Below are 20,943 nucleotides of genomic sequence, written 5' to 3'. Positions count from 1 at the left end.
CCCCCTTTTTTTGAGCCTCTTTGCGCAAGGTTAGCCCCCCTCTCCCGCCCCGTTTACGGGGAGGGGGGACCGCGAAGCGGTGGGAGGGGCATACTGTCAGCCGAGCCCCTTGTTATGCCGATTTGCGCTCACCCGATTTGGGCCGACCGCCTTTTGCGCCATTGTTGCGACTGGCCACCAGCCTGCGTTCCGATTGCGCCATCACCGACGAGCCAAGCAAATCCTCAAACAGTTGTGAGACGGAAATATCGGCGTCGATCTGCGCAAAAAAAGCCCGTAGCATAGCGCTTTTTTGCTAAATTCATTGACCCGATCTTTGGTTGCAGGCTTTGAACGTTGATGCCTATAGGTAATAATGACCATATATTTAGGATCTGAATGGCAAAACGATTTTTGGGCATCGCCGTATCGGCTAAGGTTCGAGTTGAACCAAGGCGGCCCCTACGTGACAATGTTCAAAAGTAGTTATGATCGAGCCCGCACCCTAGCTCGCGCAGCTCTACGAACCGAGCAATTGGTTGGGGTAATTGCCGCCTATCCCGATTCGCAAAGAGAAGTGAGCAGGTGGACGAAAGAGACCGCTTTTGAAAAAATAGAGGACATGGCCGTGCCTACTGAGCCCAATCTATTAGCTTGGAACGACTATATTTGGCCCGAAGACAAATTCGATAATGAGGCCACGACCCGGCCCCATCGTGCAGTTAACCTCACCTGGGATCAAGCTGATATACTCCTTTGGAACCAGATTGCCCATGAGATCGGCGTCATGCCTCAAGCGCCAGTGCTAACTAAACTTGTCGATTTAAAGAACGGCATACTGGTGAACGCCTATGATGATCGCGGAATGGACATCATTTCCATCACTAAGGAAGCGATTTCTGAACTGTATCAGCAATTTGACACATGGCTTCTGGACTATGACCGCCCCAGAATGGCAGACGCATTTGGTACATCTCCTCAAGTTTGAAATGTCTCGTGGCGATTTGATTGCCTGAGCGCCCCATTCCGTATATACGTATTATATACCGGAGTGCCCTTATGTCCAAGCAAGCCCTGTTCACCATGAAACTCGAATCCGACCTGCACACGGCGTTTAAGGCCGAGGCCGAAGCGGCGCATCGCTCGGCGTCGCAGGTCGTCCGCGACATGATGCGCGACTTCATCAAGCAGCAGCGCGAAGCCCGCGACTATGAAGCGTTTGTCCAGCACAAGGTCGAGGCCGCAAGGGGATCGCTGGCGGCGGGTCAGGGCATTGCGCACGAAGACGTGGAAGCGGCTATGGCAGCGAGACGCCAGCTTCTGGGTGAGCGGTGAAACTGGTCTGGGCGCCAAAAGCGCTGGCGGATCGTCTCAATATTCTTGAATTTATCGCCGCCGATAATCCGCGCGCCGCCTTGGGCATGGACGACCTGTTTCGGCGCGCCGCTGAGGGGCTGCTCGACTTCCCGCAGCAAGGCCGCCCCGGCAGCATCGCGGGCACACGGGAACTTATTCCCCACGAACACTACCGCCTGATTTACGAAATCCAGAGCGAGGAAATCCGGGAGCTCGCCCTGATCAGCACATGGCGGCAATGGCCGCCCGTGTCTTAATTCTATCCTCCTCCCCACTTTCCCGGTGCATCCTATGGCGATGGCTTTGGATGACCGCACAGTGCAGGCGACACTGACCCCGGAAACGCGGCGTGAAATGTTGCGCGCCTTTGCCGACCGGATGCTGCTCAAGATCACCGCCATGGACGATCCCGAAGACATGCCGGGCGTCGAGCGCGGTGTGCGCGTGGCCGCCGTCATCGAGCGCCTCTATAGCCGCTGCGACCGCGCCGAAGCCCACGCGCCCGATCCGCGTAAACTCGCCGCCGAGCGCGCCCGCCATGAGGGCGACGCCATCAAGGCGCGCGTCGAATTGGCCAATATGCTGGAATGGGGCGATAAACGCCGCCGCCAACTGGGGCCGTGGTGGGAAGCCGCCCGCGCCAAAACCGAGGCCGCCAAGCCTGCCCCAAAGCCCGCGCCTGAAGACACGTCCACACCTGAGACACCCGCACGGGATGCCTCCGCCCTGACGGCTCAGACGACGCCCAATGTGCGCTATGTTGATTATACTGACCGCATCGAGGCGGCGCGGGTCGATCTGGACTTGCCAAGGTGCGCGGTGAAACCCGCGTCAACATCGCCGCCCTGATAGTGTATCGCGGCGTTCTTCTAGCAGGATGACCTTTGCCGGATGAGGGCTGGTCGGCATGACATAAATGCCCCTCACCCGGTCGCCTTCGCTACGCTTGGCTCCCGTCCTCTCCCCTCATCGAGGGGAGAGGGGAAGGCATTTGGGGTTTTAGAATATAGTCACGCCTCCAATGCTACCCGCCTGCCCTCCAACATTGACTTTGACGACGCTTTGCTGTTGAAGGCCCACAAAGGTTTTCAACCATGCTGATCCAGTTCAAACGCCGCTTTTCGATGGCCCACCGCCTGCGCTTCGACCGCTCCTCGAAGTGCGCGACGCCGCATGGCCATAACGAATTTGTCTGCATTGATCTGCAAGCCCGGCCGGGCAAGGCGTGCGACTGGGGCGCCGCCAACTATGCGGAAAGCTTCGCGCGCCTGAAAGCGCACTGGCACCGCTTTATCGACGACAGCCTCGACCACGCCTTCCAGCTTGGCCACGATGATCCGATGATCGGCTATTTCCGCGATCACGAACCCGATCTTTTGCCGCGCCTGCTGGTCATCACCGGCGACCCGACTACCGAGGCCGTGGCCACCGCGCTTTACATGAAGCTAAACGCCATTCTGGCCGCCCACATGCCCGATTTCGAATGCGTGCGTTTCGAGATCGAGGAAACCCCGACCAACAGCGTCATCTTAAGCCCCGCCGACATCAAAGCCTGCCCGATCCGGCTTGGCGACTGGTGCCACCGCGCCGATATGAGCCTCAATGACCTGTTGCCGCCCGAAGCGTGGGAAACCTTATGATCACCACGCGCCGCGTCTTCGTCAGAGGGCTGAAGGTCATGGCCGCCATCGGCATTTATGATCACGAACACGGCCGCCAGCAGCCGCTGGTCATCGACGCCGTCTTCGATCTCAGCCTGCACGCCATCGGCGGCCTGAAAGACACACTCAATTACGAAAAGGTCGGTGAAATCGCCCGTGATTTCATCGCGCGCGGCCATATCAAGCTGGTCGAAACCCTGGCTGAGGATATGGCGGGCGCATTGCTGGCCCTGCCGCATGTGCAGCGCGTCGAAATCTCCATCGCCAAGCCCGAAGCCCTGTCGGATGCCGATCAGGCCGGGGTATGCGTTGTTTATGTACGGGAGTGAGCCATGCTGTCTTTCAAGGCGCATCTCGACATCGGCGTCACCGACCTGATCGCCCTGGTGCCCGAAGCCTGAGCTCGATATTTTTTTTGCTATGCAGCATGGCGCGCCCGTACTAGGCTGCCCCAAAGTCCAGCCACCGGAAATCAGCCATGACCGCCAAGACAGGTTTTTTCGACAGCTTCAAAGCCTTCGCCCGCGATCCGCGTCAGGCCGCCTTTCTGAACTATCTGCTGCTGTTCTTTATCGTCCTGACCTTCGGCCTCACCGGCGTCCTGGCCCTGCTGATCGCCAATGTCGCCGAGGAAAAGGCCGCCGACTGGCTCAAAACCCATTACCAGTTCCAGATCCGCACCTTCTGGTTCAGCATCGTGCCAGTGATCCTAAGCGCCGTCATCTACACCTTCGTGCAAAAGCACCATGTCGCCAACCCGACGGTCGGCTATGTCATGATGGGTCTGGTTCTGGTCTGTCTGGGCTATACGGTGGGGCGCGCCATTATGGGTTTCAATCACCTGCTCTATGGCCGGCCGATCCCCAATCCGAAGGCCTGGCTGGTCTAATCCCCGTCCTCCGAGGCCTGCGTGGCAGCCGATGATGACGCCTTGCCGCCCGATCCCATGCCGGCAATATCGAACAGATTGACCTTGACGCCGTCGCTGATCAGGTCACCGGGCTTCTGATCCGCAGCGCAAGGCCCGATACGGCGCGAGACAATATCATAATTGGCGACACGATTAAGGTTGGGGCCCGTCGTTTGCAGGCGCACCTTCATCGTATAGTCTTTCGTATAGTCACCGTCGATCGAACCCGAATATTCGGTCACCACGCCCGGCGCAGCGCTGCATTCGGCCAGAAAGCCAAGGCTCCCGTCGCCCTGCGGCCTGTAGCCCTTCTGCGAACAGCTATCGCCCGACAGATCATTGCCCAGCACGCCCAGATGCCTGTCGGTGCGGACATCGATGCAGATTTGCAGCTTTTGCGGCGGGTCGGCGCTGCCCGTTTCGGTCAGGGTGGTTTCCCACAGGCCGGGCTGGTGCGGCGGCAGGGGTTTCAGCGGTGGCGGTGGCGGCGGCGCCACCACGGCAGGCGGCGGGGCTTCGGGCGCCTTGTGGCAGCCCGACAGGCCAGACGCGCAGACCAGCAGCCACGCAATGCCCCATCGGTAAGCTATAGCAGACATGCCGTCCCTTCCCGCTCCAGCTACCAAAGCCTTGCCGGGCCGTACCCGTCAAGACGATCAGCGGATTTTGGAAGGCAGGCTAAGGCAAAACTATCCTATGTCCAGCCTTATGATGTTAATATCGGCTTTTCAGGATGTTCCGGTCACAAACGCGCGGTTCAGGTCTTTTTGGAAATAATTTGCAGGGTTTGCAGGGTGCGCGGCAATTCTTCGGCCAGACGGCGGCAGATTTCACGCGCGCCAATCGAATAGACCTCGCCACCATCGGCGATTTCCAGCGCCATATTGGCGGTGGCGTCGAGCAGAACTTCAAACTCGGTGATCTGTTCGCGCGCCAAGGCACGGGCTTCTTCCTGCAAACGGCGCACACGCTGGGTACGGCTTTCGCGCACGGGCGAGGCGACGAGCGGCGCGGCGTCTTCATAAGACGGCTGATGAGCGACCTGGGTGGGCAGGCTCATCACCTTGTCGCCACCGATCACCTGCCCGAGCGCGACCTTCTTGGTCGACGGCGGCACCACATTCAGCCTTGTCCTACGCATCTTCAACACCCCAGTTTGCCAAGTGCACACGCGCAACACCCACTATCGTGGAAATTGTCCTCGCGTTCGGTTAACAAGCGTTAAATAAGCCTATTCAGACTCGCCAATCCATTGGCAAGCGCCATATAGCACCTATAGGGTGTCGTGTTTTTTGATAAAAATCCAGTGGGAATGTGGCGGGATTGCGTCAAGATACCCTCTTTTGCCCACAAGTGTGTGACCGATATAACACTTTTCGCCTGATAAGCGTTTCTGCCCGGTCAGGTTTGTGAATCGAGCATGTCACGGGCGAATTCGAGATCGAGCGTTTTCAGCCGTTTGACCTCGTCACGCAGGCGCGCCGCTTCTTCAAATTCGAGATTGCTGGCGGCCTCACGCATCCGCGCCTGCAAGTCCTTGAGCGTCGTCTGGAAATTGGAGCCGAGGAAGGGCCTGGCGTCTTTTTCGGCCACACCCATCGGCACCTGCACCCGGTCGCCCTTTTCGTACGGACTGTCGAGAATGTCGCTGATGCCGCGCTTGACCGATTCCGGCGTGATGCCGTGTTCGGCATTATAGGCCATCTGCTTGTCGCGGCGGCGGCCCGTTTCGGCCAGGGCGCGCTCCATCGAACCGGTCATACGGTCGGCATAGAGGATGACCCGGCCATCGACATTACGCGCGGCGCGGCCGATGGTCTGGATCAGCGAGGTTTCCGAACGCAGGAAGCCTTCCTTGTCGGCGTCGAGTATGGCCACGAAGGCGCATTCGGGAATATCGAGGCCTTCGCGCAGCAGATTGATGCCGATCAGCACGTCGAAAGCGCCCAGCCGCAGGTCGCGGATGATCTCGATGCGCTCCAGCGTATCGATGTCGGAGTGCATATAACGTACCCGCACCCCCTGCTCGTGCATATAGTCGGTCAGGTTCTCGGCCATCTTCTTGGTCAGCACGGTGACGAGCGAGCGATAGCCCATCTTCGCCACCTGGCGCACCTCGGCGATGACATCATCGACCTGGCTGAAGCCGTCCTTGTGCACCGGGCGGATCTCAACCGGCGGATCGATCAGGCCGGTGGGGCGGATCACCTGTTCGGCAAAGACGCCCTGGGTGCGTTCCATCTCCCACTTGCCGGGCGTGGCCGACACATAGATGGATTGCGGGCGCATGGCGTCCCATTCCTCGAATTTGAGCGGGCGGTTATCGAGGCATGACGGCAGGCGGAAGCCATATTCGGCCAGCACCGATTTGCGCGCAAAGTCGCCGCGATACATGCCGCCGATCTGCGACACCGAGACATGGCTTTCATCGACGAACAGGAGGGCGTTTTCCGGCAGATATTCAAAAAAGGTCGGCGGCGGCTCGCCCGGCCCGCGCCCGGTCAGATAGCGCGAGTAGTTCTCGATGCCAGCGCAGGCGCCGGTGGCCTCCATCATTTCCAGATCGAAGGTGGTGCGCTGGTCCAGCCTCTGCGCCTCCAAAAGTTTCCCCTCGGCGTGAAGCTGGGCTAATCTCTGTTTCAGCTCGACCTTGATGCGGCTGACCGCCTGATTGAGCGTCGGGCGCGGCGTCACATAGTGGCTGGCGGCATAGACTTTCAGATCCTGCAAATCGGCGGTCTTCTTGCCGGTCAGCGGATCAAATTCCTGAATGGCCTCGATCTCGTCGCCGAACATATGGATGCGCCAGGCGCGGTCTTCATAGTGGGCCGGGAAGATTTCGATGACATCGCCGCGCCGCCGAAAGGTGCCGCGCTCAAAGGCCTGATCATTACGCTTATATTGCAGGGCCACCAGATCGGCGCGCAACTGGCCCTCATCGATCGTCTGGCCCACCTTCAGCTCGAAGGTCATGGCCGTATAGGTTTCAACCGAGCCGATGCCGTAGATGCACGATACCGAGGCAACGATGATCACATCGTCACGTTCCAGCACGGCGCGCGTCGCCGAATGGCGCATCCGGTCGATCTGCTCATTGATCGAAGAATCCTTCTCGATGAAGGTGTCGGTGCGCGGCACATAGGCTTCGGGCTGGTAATAGTCGTAATAGGAGACGAAATATTCGACCGCATTGTCGGGAAAAAAGGCCTTGAACTCGGAATAGAGCTGGGCGGCCAGGGTCTTGTTATGCGCCAGGATCAGGGCCGGGCGCTGGGTCTGCTCGATGATCTTGGCCATCGTGAAGGTCTTGCCCGAACCGGTGACGCCGAGCAGCACCTGATCGTGTTCGCGCGCTTCGATCCCGGCCAGCAGGTCGGCAATGGCCGTCGGCTGGTCGCCGGCCGGTTCATAGGGCGCGGCGAGGCGGAAGCGGCGGCCGCCTTCGGACTTTTCCGGTCGCTTGGGCCGGTGCGGCACCCACAAGGCCGGCGAATCGACCGTGAAATCGGCCACGAAGGCGCCTGAATTGTCGGAAACGCCGGGAATGTCAGCAGAACGGGTCATGAACACAACATAGGCGGGGAGGCGAAAAATGAAAGGGGGAGATAAATTTTGTTTTCCGCGCGCCGCAGCGCCCATTCTGCGCCTGACGATCACCAAAACTTGTCAGCGGGCGGCGGTTTTGCCGTGAATTTCCATTGCGATTCCAGCCGCTTAAAAAGCCATAAAAACGGGTGCGGCGAAAACGGTGCACGTTTCGTCTTTACCTGTTCGATTTAACAGAGCGTTAAATCACAGCTTATCTTGGCAGTCAAAACGCTATAAAGAAGTCGTAAATAATAGATCAAAGATGATATGTATAGCTTACATGCTGAATACTTTGAAAGTCATGTCAATAAAAAGATTTTATGCTAGGCCGCCCACAAGGGTTTTGCTTGCTTATGACGGGGACTGAACCGGCAAGACCTCAGGCTGACGCAGTATTAACCCCTGCCCAACACATTTCCGCCACAATTCGCGGCTAAACAGCGCCTGTCCAGCGGGCCCTATCTCCCCGCCGGGCCATTGCCTTCTTTCCGCGATGCGCAGTCGTCGCGGCTTTTCGTGCATAGCTATTCCCGGAGCGCGAACGACCGCGCTCGTCATATAGGACAGATAGTTTTGTTTCCATCTCCCCTCGCGCGCCACCGTCTGCGCGCGATCACGACAGCGAGCTGCATGGGTCTGCTGGTTGGTGCCGCGTTTGGCGCAACCTGGCTGGGCGGGCACCTTGCGCGTGAAAGCTCCCTGCGGGCCGAAGCCGGACACCTCAACCAACTGGCGGCCTTAAGCCAGTCCGGTCAGGCCAGCGCCGCCGCTTTCGATTCCGGCAAGGGCTTCGATAAGGGTGCCATGCATATCGCCATGCGTTTCTCACGCCTGAACGATACCGGGGCCGACAATCCCCTGCTGGCGCAAAATCTCAATGCGCTGCACACATCGAACTATGTCCGCACCGGCAAGGCCCAACTTCTGCGCGCCAGCCTGCTGACCGATCAGGCCGACACCATCATCGCCGATCATCCGGCACCTTTACGCGCCGCTTCGGCCTTCGCCCTCAAGGCGCATAACCAGAATGACGCCGATTGCCTGACCCAGGCCGTCTATTATGAAGCGCGCGGCGAAGGCACTGAGGGTATGCGTGCCGTGGCTCAGGTGATTCTCAACCGGGTGCGCCACCCCGCCTACCCCAAGAGCATTTGCAGCGTCGTCTATCAGGGCGCGGCCCAGCATACGGCCTGCCAGTTCAGCTTTGTCTGTAATGGTGCCATGACCGCGCCGGTGAAAAGCCGTGCCTGGAAACGCGCCCGCAACGTAGCTGACGCGGCCCTCAATGGCTATGTGATGAAGGCCGTCGGCACCGCCACCAGCTTCCACACGGTCAATGTCCATCCGAGCTGGTCGGCCACGATGCAAAAGGTGGCGCAAATCGGCTCGCACATCTTCTATCAGTTCCGCGGACGGGCTACGCAAATCGCCGATGCCCGTGATGTACATCCCTCCACGGACATTCCGGCACTGAATACGCCAGCCCATCAGGCGGCGCAGACGGCCCTGCTGAATACCCTGTCACGCGAGACCGCCACCGAGGCGCGCCCCGTGGCCGCTTCGGCTGAGATCAGGGGCCAGGCTGCGCTCGATATTGCCGCCGCGCTTCACCACGGCGGATCGGCAGCACCTGCTGAGGCAGGCGCGCACAAGAACCAGACCGCCAAAATCCACCCGGCGGCGCCCAAAGCCTCCGAAGCCCCGGCTCCCCAGGACGTGCAATCTTGAGTCGAGATTGAGTCTGCCCTGTATCTGGCCTGTATCTGGCCTGATACCTCACGCCAGATGACCGCAACAAAAAAGCCGCCCCGTCAGCCAGCCCGTCAAGCAGGCTGGCGGGGCGTTTTTTTGTTGCCCCCGCAAGCTGAGACGCGCCCATAATGCCCGTCATACAACAACCCCTTCCTGTCGTTAGCAATTCAACAACCTTAATCTGACAATTTGGCGACAGCCGGTTCTGGCCTTGTTGCGTCGCGTCTGCTGATTCGCGCTGCAAAGGGCAAACCAATGCAATGAAAATGCCATTACCAATGACGTCAATCAGGGGCCTCTAATGACCAAACCTAAAGTCGCTTCGGGCGGTTTGAAAATTTCAAACTGGTCGTTCACCATCAAATTCATGCTGCCCGCCGCCGTCGCCACCGCCCTGATGGCGGTTCTGACATTTGGTGCCATCTCGGTCATGCACGGCCAGGGACAGACCATCGACCGCATCAATAATGTGGTTCTGCCGCAGGTGCAGGAAATGGGCGACATCAAGGCCTCGATCAAGGAAGCCAATGGCCAGCTTTTCCGCGCCCTGACCAAGAAGGCCACCGATCCGACGGCCAATGCCTCGGCTGATGTTACCAAGGTGGCCAACGATCTCGGTGCCATCGGCACGCGCGTCAAGACCGACGCCGAGAGCACCCAGGATCCGGCGCAAAAGAAGCTGCTGGCCGACCTCGGCAAGGAAATCAAGACCTATAAGGAAGCCGTCGAATTCGCTGGCTCGGTGATGGATGTCGATTTCACCTCGGTGCCGCCTTTGATGTCGCAGTTTGATGACGGCTACGCCAAGATGTCGACGCTCAGCGACCAGTTGATCACGGCCAATGTAGCCAGCGCCAAGAAATCGGCCGCCGAGGCCAAGACCGCGCAAACCGCTGGCGTTACCATGCTGACCATCTTCGCCATCATCATGGCCTGCATTTCCGGCGCCATCGCCTTCATCTTCTCGCGCGTCACAGTGACCGGCATCAACCGCATCGCCAAGACGACCGAAGAACTGGCCAAGGGCAATCTCGATGTCGATATTTTGGCCCTCAGCCGCCGCGATGAGTTGAAGAGCGTGGTCGACAGCCTCAATGTGTTCAAATCGAACGCCGAAGAAAAGGCCCGCCTGTCGGCGATGGAAGCCGCCACCCACAAGACCCGCGAAGAGCGCGCCCGCCAGATGGCCGAACTGGCCGAACGCTTCCGCCACGAAGCGCAGGACATGCTCGACGCCCTCTCCTCCGCCGCCTCCGATCTCGACGCCAATGGCCGTACGCTTCTGACCATCGCGCAGGAAAACGAGCGCCGCTCGCAGGACGCCGTCGGCTCGATCCGCAATTCGGCCGACAATGTCCAGAACGTCGCCTCGGCCACCACCGAATTGTCGGCCTCGATCGGCGTCATCGGTGATCAGGCCGTGCGTTCGGTGGAAATCGCCGCCGAAGCCGTTTCGGAAGCCGACCGCACCAATGCCTCGATGGCCGAACTGAGCCGCGCCGCCGACCAGATCGGCGAAGTGGTCGATCTGATCAACGCCATCGCCCAGCAAACCAACCTGCTGGCGCTCAACGCCACCATCGAATCGGCGCGCGCCGGCGAGGCCGGCAAGGGCTTCGCGGTCGTGGCCTCGGAAGTGAAGTCGCTGGCCCAGCAAACCGCCAAGGCCACCGATGAAATCCGCGACCGCATCAAGGACATTCAGAGTGCGGCCTCGAACGGCGTCAGCGCCATCCGCGGCATCGGCGAAACGATCAAGCATATGAACGAAATCGCCTCTTCCATCGCCGATTCCGTGCATCAGCAAGGCGACGCCACCAATGAGATCGCCCGCAATGTCAACGAAGCCTCCGACGGCACCTCGATGGCCTCGTCGTCGGTGTCGCAACTGTCGGCCTCTGCTGCCGATACCGAAAAAGCCTCGACCGAAATGCTCGGCGCGGCCAATAAGCTCAGCGAGCGCACAGGGGCGATGAGCGAGAATATCCGCCGCTTCCTGGCGGAACTGACCGCCGCCTGACGCGCGTCCTCAACCCCGGCCAGGCCCGGCCGGTATGAGGCCACGCCACAACAGACGAAAAGGAGACATCCCGGCGATGTCTCCTTTTTTTATGAGTTCTATCAGTATATTCAGGGCATTAAAAATATTTCGTGCAGCGCAATAAAATTCACCACACATTAAACACAGTTATATAAAAGCACGCTCAAGGCCAATCGACATGCCGAAAAACGGCTGGGCCGGTCACTTGAATCGTAACGCGTAATATATCAAGAGAGTTTGCAAAATGCAGAAGTCCGCTTCCAAAACCTGGCTTGTTGCCGGTGTACTGGGCTTATCCGCCGTTGTTTTCGCCGGTCAGGCCATGGCCGATTGCGATGACGGCCAGGAAAATACGGTCGGCAAGGCGATTGCCGCCGCCGCCGCCGCCAAGATTTCCAGTGTCGTTCACACGGCTGGCAAGCAGATGATCAATATCGATACCTGCGATTCAGCGGGCGGCAGCCTGATCGCCGATTTCAAGTATAATGTCATCGGCGCCGATGGCCTGTACTGGGTTTCCGGCCATGCCAAATTTACCGGCGGTGCTGTGGCCGATATGAAGTTCACCTCGCTGAGCCCCAATCTGGCAGCCGCTTCGGCCAAGGCTGGCGTGAAGCTCGCTTCCAACTAAATTCAGATAAGGCGCGGGAAAAAATAAAATTTTTTCGCGCTTTTTCTTTATGTTCATGGTTTCATTTGAAACATTAACTTTCAACCGTACAAAATCAAGGGTTTGCCGATACCGGCGTTTACCCCGCCTAACAAAAGGTTTTTCCGGGATTTACTGAATGTTTTTCAATTTGTTGTAGCTTCAACTCACCCTGAAGAAATCAAGGAGAGAAACCCCATGATCAAACAAGTTCTTATTATCGCTACCGCCGCCCTGGCCCTGACCGCCGTCTCAGCTCAGGCGGGAAGCTGCTCGGACGACCAGGAATCGACAGCCGGTATGCTCGCTGCCGGTGTCGCCAAGGCAGCCGTCAGCAAGGTCGTGCCTGTCACCGGCAAACAGATGGTCAATGTTGAAAGCTGCGACTTCCACGGCAATGCTTACAATGTCGATTACAAGTACAACTTCCTGGCTGCCGACGGCCTGTACTGGGTCGAGGCTTCGTCGAAATTCAACGCTGACGGTTCGGGCGCTTCGACCCGGATTTCCAAGACCAGCCCCAATATGGCAGCGGCGGAAGCCAAGTCCGGCGTGAAGCTGGCCTCGAACTAGCTGAAGCTCGGCGCCTTGTCTCATTCAGGGCGGCGTGCATAAAAAATCCTCCCATGACCGGTTCATGGGAGGATTTTTGCATTTCAGAATCGAGGTTGCCGCGAAAAGCGAACGACCTATTTGCGGTTAAACGGCTTGTAATCCTGAGGGCGACTGACAGCCCGTTCCGTCTTGCTGCGCGGACTGCCGAAAAAGCCGCCGAACAGAGCGAAAGAGGTCATGGCATGTTGTTTCTTGTCTTGGTCTTGCATGGGGTGCGTCTCCTTTTCCAAATGCGTGATGGACCAGAAGACGCGCCGCGGCTCGCAGGGGTTTTCACCCTCTCAGTCGTCGTCGCGTCGGGGTTGAGTATGCTTGAGTGTGCAAAAAATAACAAGAATTATTCCGAATACGGAGCATATTATTTTTCATGTTCAATTTAAATATCTGTATTTAATGGAATTAATTATTATTAACGGATGCGTTTAAGTTCAAAAAATAACATAGACGGTAATCGTTACGGCGATTCATTGAACAGCAACCCTCCTGTGCCATGATGGCGGCATACCCAAAACGGGTCTATGCCGGTTCTGTCGGCTTATCGCGGAGCGTCTTCATGATCAGATCGGCCATTGTCCTGGGCAGCGCGGTGTTTTGCGCGGTTCTGGCCGGTAGCGGCGTTCTGTCGCTCGATCCGCACCCGGAAATCCCGGCCAGCGTCGCCAGTGCCAGCGTCACCACCGCCGTCGCCAATTTGTCGGCCTCGGTCAGCGACAGCCACGTCACGGCCATCCCCAAGGCGGCGGATGGTCATTTCTGGGCCAATGCCTCCGTCAATGACCACGCTGTACATTTTCTGGTCGATACCGGCGCAACCGTCGTGGCCCTGACACCCGCCGACGCCCAGCGCCTCGGCTTCGACGCCCGCACCCTCACCTATGATCACAAGGTGGCCACCGCCAACGGACAGGTGCTGGCCGCCTCCGTCACCTTGGCTTCGGTCGAAATCGGCCAAAGTACGGTATCGGATGTTCCGGCCCTGGTGCTGAAAGACGGGCTTTCCACCTCCCTGCTCGGCATGAGCTATCTGGGGCGGTTATCGCGCATCGAAGCCACGCCTTCCAGCCTTATCCTGCATCCGTAAAAGCAGCACGGCGCGCCTCGACCGCCGCCTGGGCTTCCTGCACAGCATCGACAGCGCGATCCAGCACCTCAAGCCCGGCGCCCGGCGCGATCGAATCCACCGTCAAGATGCGGCGAAAAGCCCGCGCCCCGGCCAGGCCGTGCATCAGACCCAGCATGTGGCGCGTCATGTGGGTCAGCGGCACACCTGCCGCAAGCTGCGCCTGCATATAGGGGCGATAGGCGTCAAGCGCCGCGAACACGCCGACATCATCCGTTTTGCCGAAAAAGCGCCGGTCCACCTGCCCCAGCAGAGCCGGTTCGTGATAGGCGGCACGCCCCAGCATCACACCATCAACATAGGCCAGATGGGCCTCGGCCGCATCCAGCGAGGCAATGCCGCCATTGATCACGATGGTCAGTTCGGGATGGCTGCGCTTCAGCTCATAGACCAGATCGTAATCGAGCGGCGGAATATCGCGGTTTTCCTTGGGCGACAAGCCCTTCAGCCAGGCCTTGCGCGCATGGACGGCAAAACTGGTCACCCCCGCTTTGGCGCAGGCCTCGACCAGAGAAAACAGACTGTCGCGCGGATGCTGCTCATCAACGCCGATGCGGCACTTGACCGTAACCGGTATCGCCACGGCTTCGCGCATGGCCTGCATCCCGTCGGCCACTTTTTGCGGTTCCAGCATCAGGCAGGCCCCGAAAGCCCCCGATTGCACCCGGTCGGATGGGCAGCCGCAATTGAGATTGACCTCGTCATAGCCCCAGTCTTCGGCGATCTTGGCGCATTGCGCCAGTTCGTCCGGCTCCGAACCACCCAGTTGCAGAGCCACCGGATGCTCACAGGCGTCAAAGCCGATCAGGCGCTCACGGTCGCCATGAATAACCGCCTTGGTCGTGACCATCTCCGTATAGAGCAAGGCATGACGCGTCAGGGCGCGATGGAAGGCGCGGCAATGCCGATCCGTCCAGTCCATCATCGGGGCCACACTAAAAATATGTGCTTGCTTTTTAATCATTTTTTCAATACTATCAAAGACTAAAACGAGAACGACTTACGCCCCGTGTGCAGCAAAAAAACGACCATATACTACCACTTACGATCTCTCACTGCACACGTTTTGTTCACGCCGGAGCGCTCAGTATGGCGACCTTAACGCGGCTTCCTTCCGGGAACTGGCGGGCAATGATCTGCCGGAAGGGTCACGTCCTGAGCGAGACCTTTCCCTGAAAAAAGATGCTGAAATCTGGTCGCGACGTGTAGAGAGCGAAATCGACAATGGCAAAACGCCGACCAAAAAGAATGTGGACGGTATAAAGACATTCAAGGGCCTTATAGCGCTTCATATCTCCGATATGAAGGAGGTTGGCAAGAAAATCGGGCGATCAAAAGAGTATAGCCTGAAGCTCATTGAAAGGCATTTGGGCGAGGTCAGGCTCGATAAGCTTGATCGGGAGCGTATAATTGCTTTCGGTAAGACGCGCGCCAGGGACGGCGCTGGCCCTGTGACGGTCGGGGTAGATATTGGTTTACACCAGCACACTGCCTTCCCACGGAGCCGCTATCCACGGCCTGCCCCCTGACAACTGATACCAACTTGCGCAGACCTGAACCTATTTAGGTGCAAGTTGGTATTCGCATTTTTGCAGCTCAAGCGCCGCATGGCTCGCCGCATAAGCGGCGACGCGCAGTCGCGCTTGCCAAGCTGCGATGAGTCAAAGTCATCGCAGCTTGGTATGAGCATGTCGATCTGGCACGCATCGCACTGGGCCGGCTCGGGCTTATTGGTAAAAGCCGCGAAAGGGACAGGCGCCCGAGAGAGGATGAAATCAACGCTCTGATTGAGTTCTTCCGTAGCGGCGACCGAACTATCTTCCCCATCGGCCGCATCATTCGTGGCGCGATTGTTCCGAGCACACCGCGCTACAATCAGCCGTCTGGCCTCGAAGGCTCATCGGGCCGACATCACAGAGAAAGCAAATGTTCGCTAATTGTTTCTCACTTGGCCTTTTTAACAGCGATGGGGTCATAGGGCCATTTAGATCAGAATCTTCTTGCGCTCCGGGCGGCAACCACAGAAGCTCCGCTTATCGCCGCTTAAATCAGCGCAAAATGGAAGTTGGTTTAGGTTCGCTTTAGAGCGGTTTGCATTCTGATTGAATCGGTCAAAGGCATGCAACCCGCTCTACATTTACGTTTTTCCGCATCTCGCATTCAATTTGTAAGTCAAATTAAACGCTCGTTGCTTTAGGCGAATCATCAGGCAGGTCTCGGTGAGCGCCGCAATTTGGTTCGGCTTGACTCCATTTAGACCCACGTTTCCAGGATATGTTCATGCGCATCATCAACATCATGCTGGCCAAAGCGCGGGGCGGCGTGGAGGCGATGGCTGTGCATTATCATCACGCGCTGACGGAGGAAGGCTTCGAGGTGCTGAGCATCGGTCATCCCGGGGGTCTTTTGGCTGAGGGTCTTTTGGCGTCGCAGATCACCCCTGGCGCCTTTGCACCCTTGCAGGCGCGCTTCAATCTCGACCCGCTGGCCAGCCTGCGCCTGCGCCGTTATAGCCGCGCCTTTCGCCCGGACATGGTTCTGGCGCATGGCAACCGGGCGGCGGGCCTGTGCCTGTCACCGCTGGCCGGTCTGGGCGGCAAAACCGTTCAGGTCATGCATAACGCCTTTGACAAGGCGCACCTCAGACATATGAAGGCGGCAATTTGCGTCAGTCAGAATGTGCTGCAACACGTCAGGCAGCGCTATCCCGATACGCCCGCGTGTCTGGTCAGCAATTTCAGCCCGCTGGACAGCCTGCCGGTCAAGCCCGCGCCGACGGGTGTACCGGTGATCGGCGCCCTGGGACGACTGCATGAGCAAAAGGGTTTCGACGTGCTGCTCAAGGCGGCGGCGATCTTGTGCGATGAGGGCGTCGCCTTTAGCTTGCGTATCGCCGGAGAGGGGCCCGAAGGCGAGGCGCTTGCCGCGCAATGCCACAACCTGAATCTGGAGGCCTTTGTTACCTTTTGCGGCTGGCAGTCGCCTGTCCTGCCCTTTCTCGGCGAACTGGATCTGTTTGTCGTGCCATCACGCTATGAGCCATTTGGGCTGGTCGTCGTCGAAGCGATGGCGGCGGGCGTCCCCGTGGCGGCTTCCGACCTGGAAGGGCCGCGCGAGATATTAGATGGCGGCACCTATGGCCGCCTGTTTCCCGGCGGAAACCCGCAGGCCCTGGCTCACGCCCTGCGCGACGTCATCACGCACTGGCCGGAAACCACAGATATGGCCCAAAAAGCCCAGGCCCGTGCGCTTGGCCAATATGGCTTCGCGGCAGGACGCGCGCGGCTGCGTCAGGCCATCGTGAGCATAGCGGCTCAGGCAGATGCCTTATAGGCCCACATTTTGAGCAGGCGGCCAAAGCGCGCCTCGGCGGCCAGGTGCGAACTGAGTATACCGTCCCATCCGCCGGTCACGTGCCTGCGCATAATATAATAGCGGAAAAAGGTCGCCGGATATTCAAACGGCAGGCGCAGGGCGATATACAGGCGTGACTTCCTGAGCGTCCTGGCCTGAAGGTCGGTATAGGCGGCGAGCTTCTGGCGTATATGGGCATAGGAACGCGCCGAAAAATGCAGTACCTGCCCCTGAAGCTGGCCGACTTTATGTAAGCCGGTATCCACAGTGTCATGAACAGGGCTTTCACGAAAGCGCACCTGTCTTCGGTCATACAGGCGGACATAATTATTATAATCCGCCCACAGACGCGGCGCCGTCTTGTCCGGGTAAATGGTCATGATTTTGAGCCTGTAGGCGACAAATTGCGGTGGCTTTTCCAACAGGGTGCGGATCTCACGGGCGATAGCCGGGCTTAAGACCTCATCCGCATCGAGATTTAAAATCCAGCTATGCCTGGCCATATCCTCGCTGAAACGCTTCTGCGGCCCATAGCCCGACCAGGGATTGTGAAAAACCCGCGCGCCCGCTGCTCTGGCTATATCGGTGGTCGTATCGGTCGATCCGCTGTCCACCACGACCACGTCGTCCGAAAGTCCTTGGACGGAATCCAGACATGCGCCGATCCGGTCTTCTTCATTTTTACATATTATACAGATACTTAGAGAAATTTTCATTGCATTTCCGTCACGCCTGGCCAGGATCGCAGACCTGGTAAAGACATGACACCGTCAGATGTGTGGCACCATCGAAAAATGTTTCATACTCGTTACGAGTCTCGGCAATGAGCGGTGTCTTATAACGCAGACCTTATGAGTGTGAGACGATCCATGTGTGGAATTGCCGGTATTATGATGCGCGACGGACAGGTTGCGGATTCCGGAACTCTCAAAAAGATGGCGGCCGCTCTTGTTCATCGCGGTCCGGACGGTGCCGGGATTTTTTGTCATGGCACGGTTGGGCTGCTCAATACGCGGCTGGCCATTGTCGATATCGACCATGGCCAGCAACCCTTCATTGCGGATGATGGTACAGTTCTTGTCGCCAATGGCGAAATCTATAATGATCCCGATATACGCGAAAGTTTGCCACAGGCCGGGTTTAAGTCCGGATCGGACTGTGAATCGGCTCTGCATCTTTATGAAAAATATGGGCTTGGTTTCACCCGTCATCTTCGCGGAATGTATGCCCTGGCCCTGTTCGACGCCCGCAAACAGGCACTGGTTCTGGCCCGCGACCCGTATGGTATTAAACAGCTCTACTATGTGATGACGCCGGCCTTCTTTGCCTTCGCTTCTGAACCTCAGGCCCTGATTGCCGCCGGACTGGCCGGCAGGAGCCTGGTGCCGCGCGTAAGGGCGGAAATGCTTCAGCTTCAGTTTACGACCGGGACAACCACCGTGTTTGCCGATATACAACGCTTGCTGCCCGGTGAGACACTGGTGATCGACAATGCTGCCATTGTTCACCAGGAGCGCCGCAGACCCCATACCCGGCGCGCCACCCGGCCTGTGCCTCTGAGCTATGAAACGGCCTATCGCCAGCTTGATCAGCATTTGCAGGACAGCGTGCGTCTTCATATGCGCTCGGATGCGCCTGTGGGGCTGTTCCTGTCCGGCGGGATCGATTCCTCGGCCCTGCTGACTGTGATGTCGCGCCTCGATTCACGCCCTGTCGTGGCCTTGACGGCCACATTTCCCGGCGCGGGTTCGAAAAACGAGCGATCCGTGGCCGAGGCCCTGGCCCGGGGAGCGGGTGCCGACCATCACTGTGTCGATATGGCGGCAGCGGACTTTTTCAACCACGCGCCCCATCTGGCGTCTGCCCTTGACGATCCGACCGCCGATTCTTCGGCCCTGCCGCTGTTCCTGCTGGCCAGGGCGGCACGCAAAGACGGCCTGAAGGTGGTACTGAGCGGCGACGGAGCGGATGAACTGTTCGGCGGATACAGGCGCTATCGCCGCGCAGCCTGGTTCTTTGGCCTGTGGCGGCAAAAAACCCGCACACGCGGTGTGTTTTCGTCACTTATGCCCGCCGACAGCCTGCCGGCCTGGCGCACGGGTCTGGCGCAGAGTGAAAAAGCCGAATCCGTGCCCGCGATTTCCGCCATGCAAACCTTGCAGGCGATCGATTGCGCAGAATGGCTGCCCAATAATCTGCTGCTGAAACTGGATCGCTGCCTGATGGCGCATGGTATCGAGGGGCGTACGCCCTTTCTTGATCCCGTGCTGTCGCCCTTCGCCTATGATTTGCCGGAGACGCTCAAGGTGCGCAACGGGCTGGGCAAATGGCTGCTGCGCGACTGGGTGGCGCGCAATGCGCCCGGTTCCGATCCCTGGTCGAAAAAACAGGGCTTCATACCGCCAGTCGGGCAATGGATCGATCAGTACAAGAGTCGCATCGAACCGCTGCTGCTGAACCATCCGGCCATTGCCGAACTGTCGCTTCAGGCCGCCGTGCGGCGCATTTACGCGGCACCTTTGCGTCATCCGCAAGCCGCCTGGAGCCTGCTCTTCTACACCTTGTGGCACAACCGGCATGTGCTGGGGGTGACGGCGCGCGGCAGCATAGATGAGGTGCTGGACGCGGCCCGTCTGGCGGCCTGATCAAAGGCGTCAGGTCAGAAAATCAGGCATCACCGCTGAGATGGATCAGGGCTGCGGTCACGATCAGGCCCAGCGAGGTGCCGATGACGAGCATCAGGACAGAGCCGCGCCGCATGGGCTCGCCTTCGGTGCGGATATGCCCCGTGATCATGGCGCCGATAAGGTTCTGGCGCTTGAACAGATGATAGACGGCGATGGCCAGCAGGTGCAGGCAGACCAGAATTTCCAGGGCATCGAAGGCAAAAGCGTGCAGGTGCGAGGCCAGCCGACCCTGATCGAAGCTGACCAGATTGGCAAACGGCCCCGATTCCAAACCGTCCGTATCGACGGCGAACAGACCAAAACCGATCATGGCCAGCAGGCAGGTGAGCAAAGCCGCTACGCTCCACCCACCCATCGGATTATGGCCGACAGAGGGGCTTTTGCGCGATGACCACAGGCCGCGCGCATAAGCGCGTACAGCGCGCGGACCTTTCAGAAACTGCGAAAACCGCGCGGTCGAGCTGCCGAACAGGCCCCACCACAGCCGAAAGACCAGAAGGCCTGCCACAGCCGATCCGGCCATGCGGTGCAGGCTCATATCGCGGGTTTCGGCGGTGCGCCAGGCCAGCAGTACAAGGGCGACCAGCAGCCAGTGGAAAAGCCGCGTCGGCAGATCCCAGACCGCCAGCGACGGGTGGTGTTTCTCTGTGTTCACGCTCAGTGATCTTCCTTGCGGAAGGTCTGGTGGCAGGTTTTGCAGGCATTGCCGACAGCGTCCATCGCCACCTTCAGAGCGGCCTGATTATTGCCCTGAGCCACCATGTTCAGCTTTTGCGCCGCGACGTTAAACCCTTCCGCGTCGGCCTTGAACTCGGCCTGTTTTTGCCAGATATCCGGCTTGGCACCGGTTTTCAGGCCGCTGTCAAGGCCCGTGCCTGCCGGAAAGAAACTGACCAGTTTCGGGGCCTGGCTGCTGATTGTGGCCGTATAGCTGAGAATTTCGGCCTTTGAGGGCGAAGCCGTGCGCAGCGTGTCATTAAGCCCCTTCATCGCACGGCCGATGCCGTGGAAATAGGCCTGACGCGCCTTGATCTGGGCGGCCGGATCGGCGAACGCCGCCGTGGCCGTAACGAGGCTGAAAGCGGCGGCGGCCAGAAGAAGGCGTCTGAACATGCGGGCTGTACCTTTTGAAGATGTGGACTGATGCAACATACGCCCATAACAGGGCTTATCCGTCGCTGAATATGACCCCGTGGTGACATTTCTGTCGTAGGATTATTTTGAACCCGGC

22 protein-coding genes are annotated in these 20,943 nt (G+C 58.8%); 14 read left to right on the top strand and 8 right to left on the bottom strand.

All coding sequences use genetic code 11. The features are described 5' to 3' along the window. Nucleotides 1-112: 112 nt before the first annotated feature. Nucleotides 113-283 (bottom strand): hypothetical protein, encoded by a 171-nt coding sequence (locus tag QB905_RS13215; RefSeq protein ID WP_282975491.1) that lies wholly within the window; start codon nt 281-283, stop codon nt 113-115. A 72-nt stretch (nt 284-355) separates the two neighbouring features. On the opposite strand from QB905_RS13215, the gene QB905_RS13210 reads away from it, so the two are divergent. The 7 genes from QB905_RS13210 (at nt 356) to QB905_RS13180 (ending at nt 3,885) form a co-directional block, all read left to right on the top strand. Next, entirely contained in the window at nt 356-967 is a 612-nt protein-coding gene (locus QB905_RS13210; protein ID WP_461781787.1) for a DUF3885 domain-containing protein, read from the top strand. A 71-nt stretch (nt 968-1,038) separates the two neighbouring features. Continuing rightward, nucleotides 1,039-1,314: an antitoxin of toxin-antitoxin stability system gene (locus tag QB905_RS13205; protein WP_282975490.1), complete on the top strand. Its 276-nt coding sequence runs from the start codon at nt 1,039-1,041 to the stop codon at nt 1,312-1,314. Next, a complete protein-coding gene (locus QB905_RS13200; RefSeq protein WP_282975489.1) occupies nt 1,311-1,592 on the top strand; it encodes a type II toxin-antitoxin system RelE/ParE family toxin in 282 nt (93 codons plus the stop codon). Before QB905_RS13205 ends, QB905_RS13200 begins: the two co-directional genes overlap by 4 nt. A gap of 34 nt (nt 1,593-1,626) precedes the next feature. Next, nucleotides 1,627-2,184 carry a hypothetical protein gene (locus QB905_RS13195; protein ID WP_282975488.1) on the top strand — a complete coding sequence of 186 codons (558 nt, stop codon included), beginning with the start codon at nt 1,627-1,629 and terminating at the stop codon, nt 2,182-2,184. Between the two features lie 245 nt (nt 2,185-2,429). Continuing rightward, nucleotides 2,430-2,975, top strand: coding sequence for a 6-pyruvoyl trahydropterin synthase family protein (locus tag QB905_RS13190; RefSeq protein WP_282975487.1), 546 nt, complete (start codon nt 2,430-2,432; stop codon nt 2,973-2,975). Next, entirely contained in the window at nt 2,972-3,325 is a 354-nt protein-coding gene (folB, locus tag QB905_RS13185) for a dihydroneopterin aldolase (protein WP_282975486.1), read from the top strand. Before QB905_RS13190 ends, folB begins: the two co-directional genes overlap by 4 nt. Nucleotides 3,326-3,474: 149 nt before the next feature. Further along, the gene (locus QB905_RS13180) at nt 3,475-3,885 is read left to right on the top strand and encodes a hypothetical protein (protein ID WP_282975485.1); all 411 of its coding nucleotides are present in this window, start codon (nt 3,475-3,477) and stop codon (nt 3,883-3,885) included. On the opposite strand, the gene QB905_RS13175 is transcribed toward QB905_RS13180, so the two are convergent. From QB905_RS13175 to uvrB, 3 genes are all read right to left on the bottom strand, one after another. After that, nucleotides 3,882-4,505, bottom strand: a complete 624-nt coding sequence (locus QB905_RS13175; protein WP_282975484.1) for a DUF3617 domain-containing protein — start codon at nt 4,503-4,505, stop codon at nt 3,882-3,884. The genes QB905_RS13180 and QB905_RS13175 overlap by 4 nt on opposite strands. A 158-nt stretch (nt 4,506-4,663) precedes the next feature. Next, entirely contained in the window at nt 4,664-5,047 is a 384-nt protein-coding gene (locus tag QB905_RS13170) for a hypothetical protein (protein WP_282975483.1), read from the bottom strand. Between the two features lie 260 nt (nt 5,048-5,307). Beyond that, nucleotides 5,308-7,470 (bottom strand): excinuclease ABC subunit UvrB, encoded by a 2,163-nt coding sequence (gene uvrB, locus QB905_RS13165; RefSeq protein ID WP_282975482.1) that lies wholly within the window; start codon nt 7,468-7,470, stop codon nt 5,308-5,310. 654 nt (nt 7,471-8,124) lie between these two features. Here uvrB and QB905_RS13160 point away from each other — a divergent pair. From QB905_RS13160 to QB905_RS13140, 5 genes are all read left to right on the top strand, one after another. Further along, nucleotides 8,125-9,222 (top strand): cell wall hydrolase, encoded by a 1,098-nt coding sequence (locus QB905_RS13160; RefSeq protein ID WP_282975481.1) that lies wholly within the window; start codon nt 8,125-8,127, stop codon nt 9,220-9,222. Nucleotides 9,223-9,547: 325 nt separating this feature from the next. Beyond that, complete coding sequence (locus QB905_RS13155; RefSeq protein ID WP_282975480.1) at nt 9,548-11,266, top strand: methyl-accepting chemotaxis protein; 1,719 nt, start codon at nt 9,548-9,550, stop codon at nt 11,264-11,266. A gap of 265 nt (nt 11,267-11,531) precedes the next feature. Next, nucleotides 11,532-11,918, top strand: coding sequence for a hypothetical protein (locus QB905_RS13150; protein WP_282975479.1), 387 nt, complete (start codon nt 11,532-11,534; stop codon nt 11,916-11,918). Nucleotides 11,919-12,134: 216 nt separating this feature from the next. Continuing rightward, a complete protein-coding gene (locus QB905_RS13145) occupies nt 12,135-12,509 on the top strand; it encodes a hypothetical protein (protein WP_282975478.1) in 375 nt (124 codons plus the stop codon). Nucleotides 12,510-13,104: 595 nt separating this feature from the next. Next, on the top strand, nt 13,105-13,632 hold the full coding sequence (locus tag QB905_RS13140) for a TIGR02281 family clan AA aspartic protease (RefSeq protein ID WP_282975477.1): 528 nt from the start codon (nt 13,105-13,107) through the stop codon (nt 13,630-13,632). Here the strand turns inward: QB905_RS13140 and dusA are convergent. Continuing rightward, entirely contained in the window at nt 13,616-14,635 is a 1,020-nt protein-coding gene (dusA, locus tag QB905_RS13135) for a tRNA dihydrouridine(20/20a) synthase DusA (protein WP_282975476.1), read from the bottom strand. The two genes, QB905_RS13140 and dusA, sit on opposite strands and share 17 nt — an antisense overlap. Before the next feature lie 1,316 nt (nt 14,636-15,951). Here dusA and QB905_RS13130 point away from each other — a divergent pair. Further along, entirely contained in the window at nt 15,952-17,004 is a 1,053-nt protein-coding gene (locus QB905_RS13130; protein WP_282975475.1) for a glycosyltransferase, read from the top strand. On the opposite strand, the gene QB905_RS13125 is transcribed toward QB905_RS13130, so the two are convergent. After that, on the bottom strand, nt 16,986-17,741 hold the full coding sequence (locus QB905_RS13125; protein WP_282975474.1) for a glycosyltransferase family 2 protein: 756 nt from the start codon (nt 17,739-17,741) through the stop codon (nt 16,986-16,988). The genes QB905_RS13130 and QB905_RS13125 overlap by 19 nt on opposite strands. Before the next feature lie 135 nt (nt 17,742-17,876). Between QB905_RS13125 and asnB the strand changes: the two genes are divergently transcribed. Next, nucleotides 17,877-19,670 carry an asparagine synthase (glutamine-hydrolyzing) gene (gene asnB / locus QB905_RS13120; protein ID WP_349252572.1) on the top strand — a complete coding sequence of 598 codons (1,794 nt, stop codon included), beginning with the start codon at nt 17,877-17,879 and terminating at the stop codon, nt 19,668-19,670. A gap of 22 nt (nt 19,671-19,692) precedes the next feature. On the opposite strand, the gene QB905_RS13115 is transcribed toward asnB, so the two are convergent. Together QB905_RS13115 and QB905_RS13110 are read right to left on the bottom strand one after the other, a co-directional pair. Continuing rightward, nucleotides 19,693-20,367 (bottom strand): cytochrome b/b6 domain-containing protein, encoded by a 675-nt coding sequence (locus QB905_RS13115; protein ID WP_282975472.1) that lies wholly within the window; start codon nt 20,365-20,367, stop codon nt 19,693-19,695. Between the two features lie 2 nt (nt 20,368-20,369). Then, nucleotides 20,370-20,825 carry a c-type cytochrome gene (locus QB905_RS13110; protein WP_282975471.1) on the bottom strand — a complete coding sequence of 152 codons (456 nt, stop codon included), beginning with the start codon at nt 20,823-20,825 and terminating at the stop codon, nt 20,370-20,372. Between the last annotated feature and the right edge of the window lie 118 nt (nt 20,826-20,943).

The organism is Asticcacaulis sp. EMRT-3 (assembly GCF_030027245.1).
In the GTDB taxonomy this organism is placed as follows: Bacteria; Pseudomonadota; Alphaproteobacteria; order Caulobacterales; family Caulobacteraceae; genus Asticcacaulis.
This window is presented reverse-complemented; position numbering and strand designations above follow the sequence as displayed.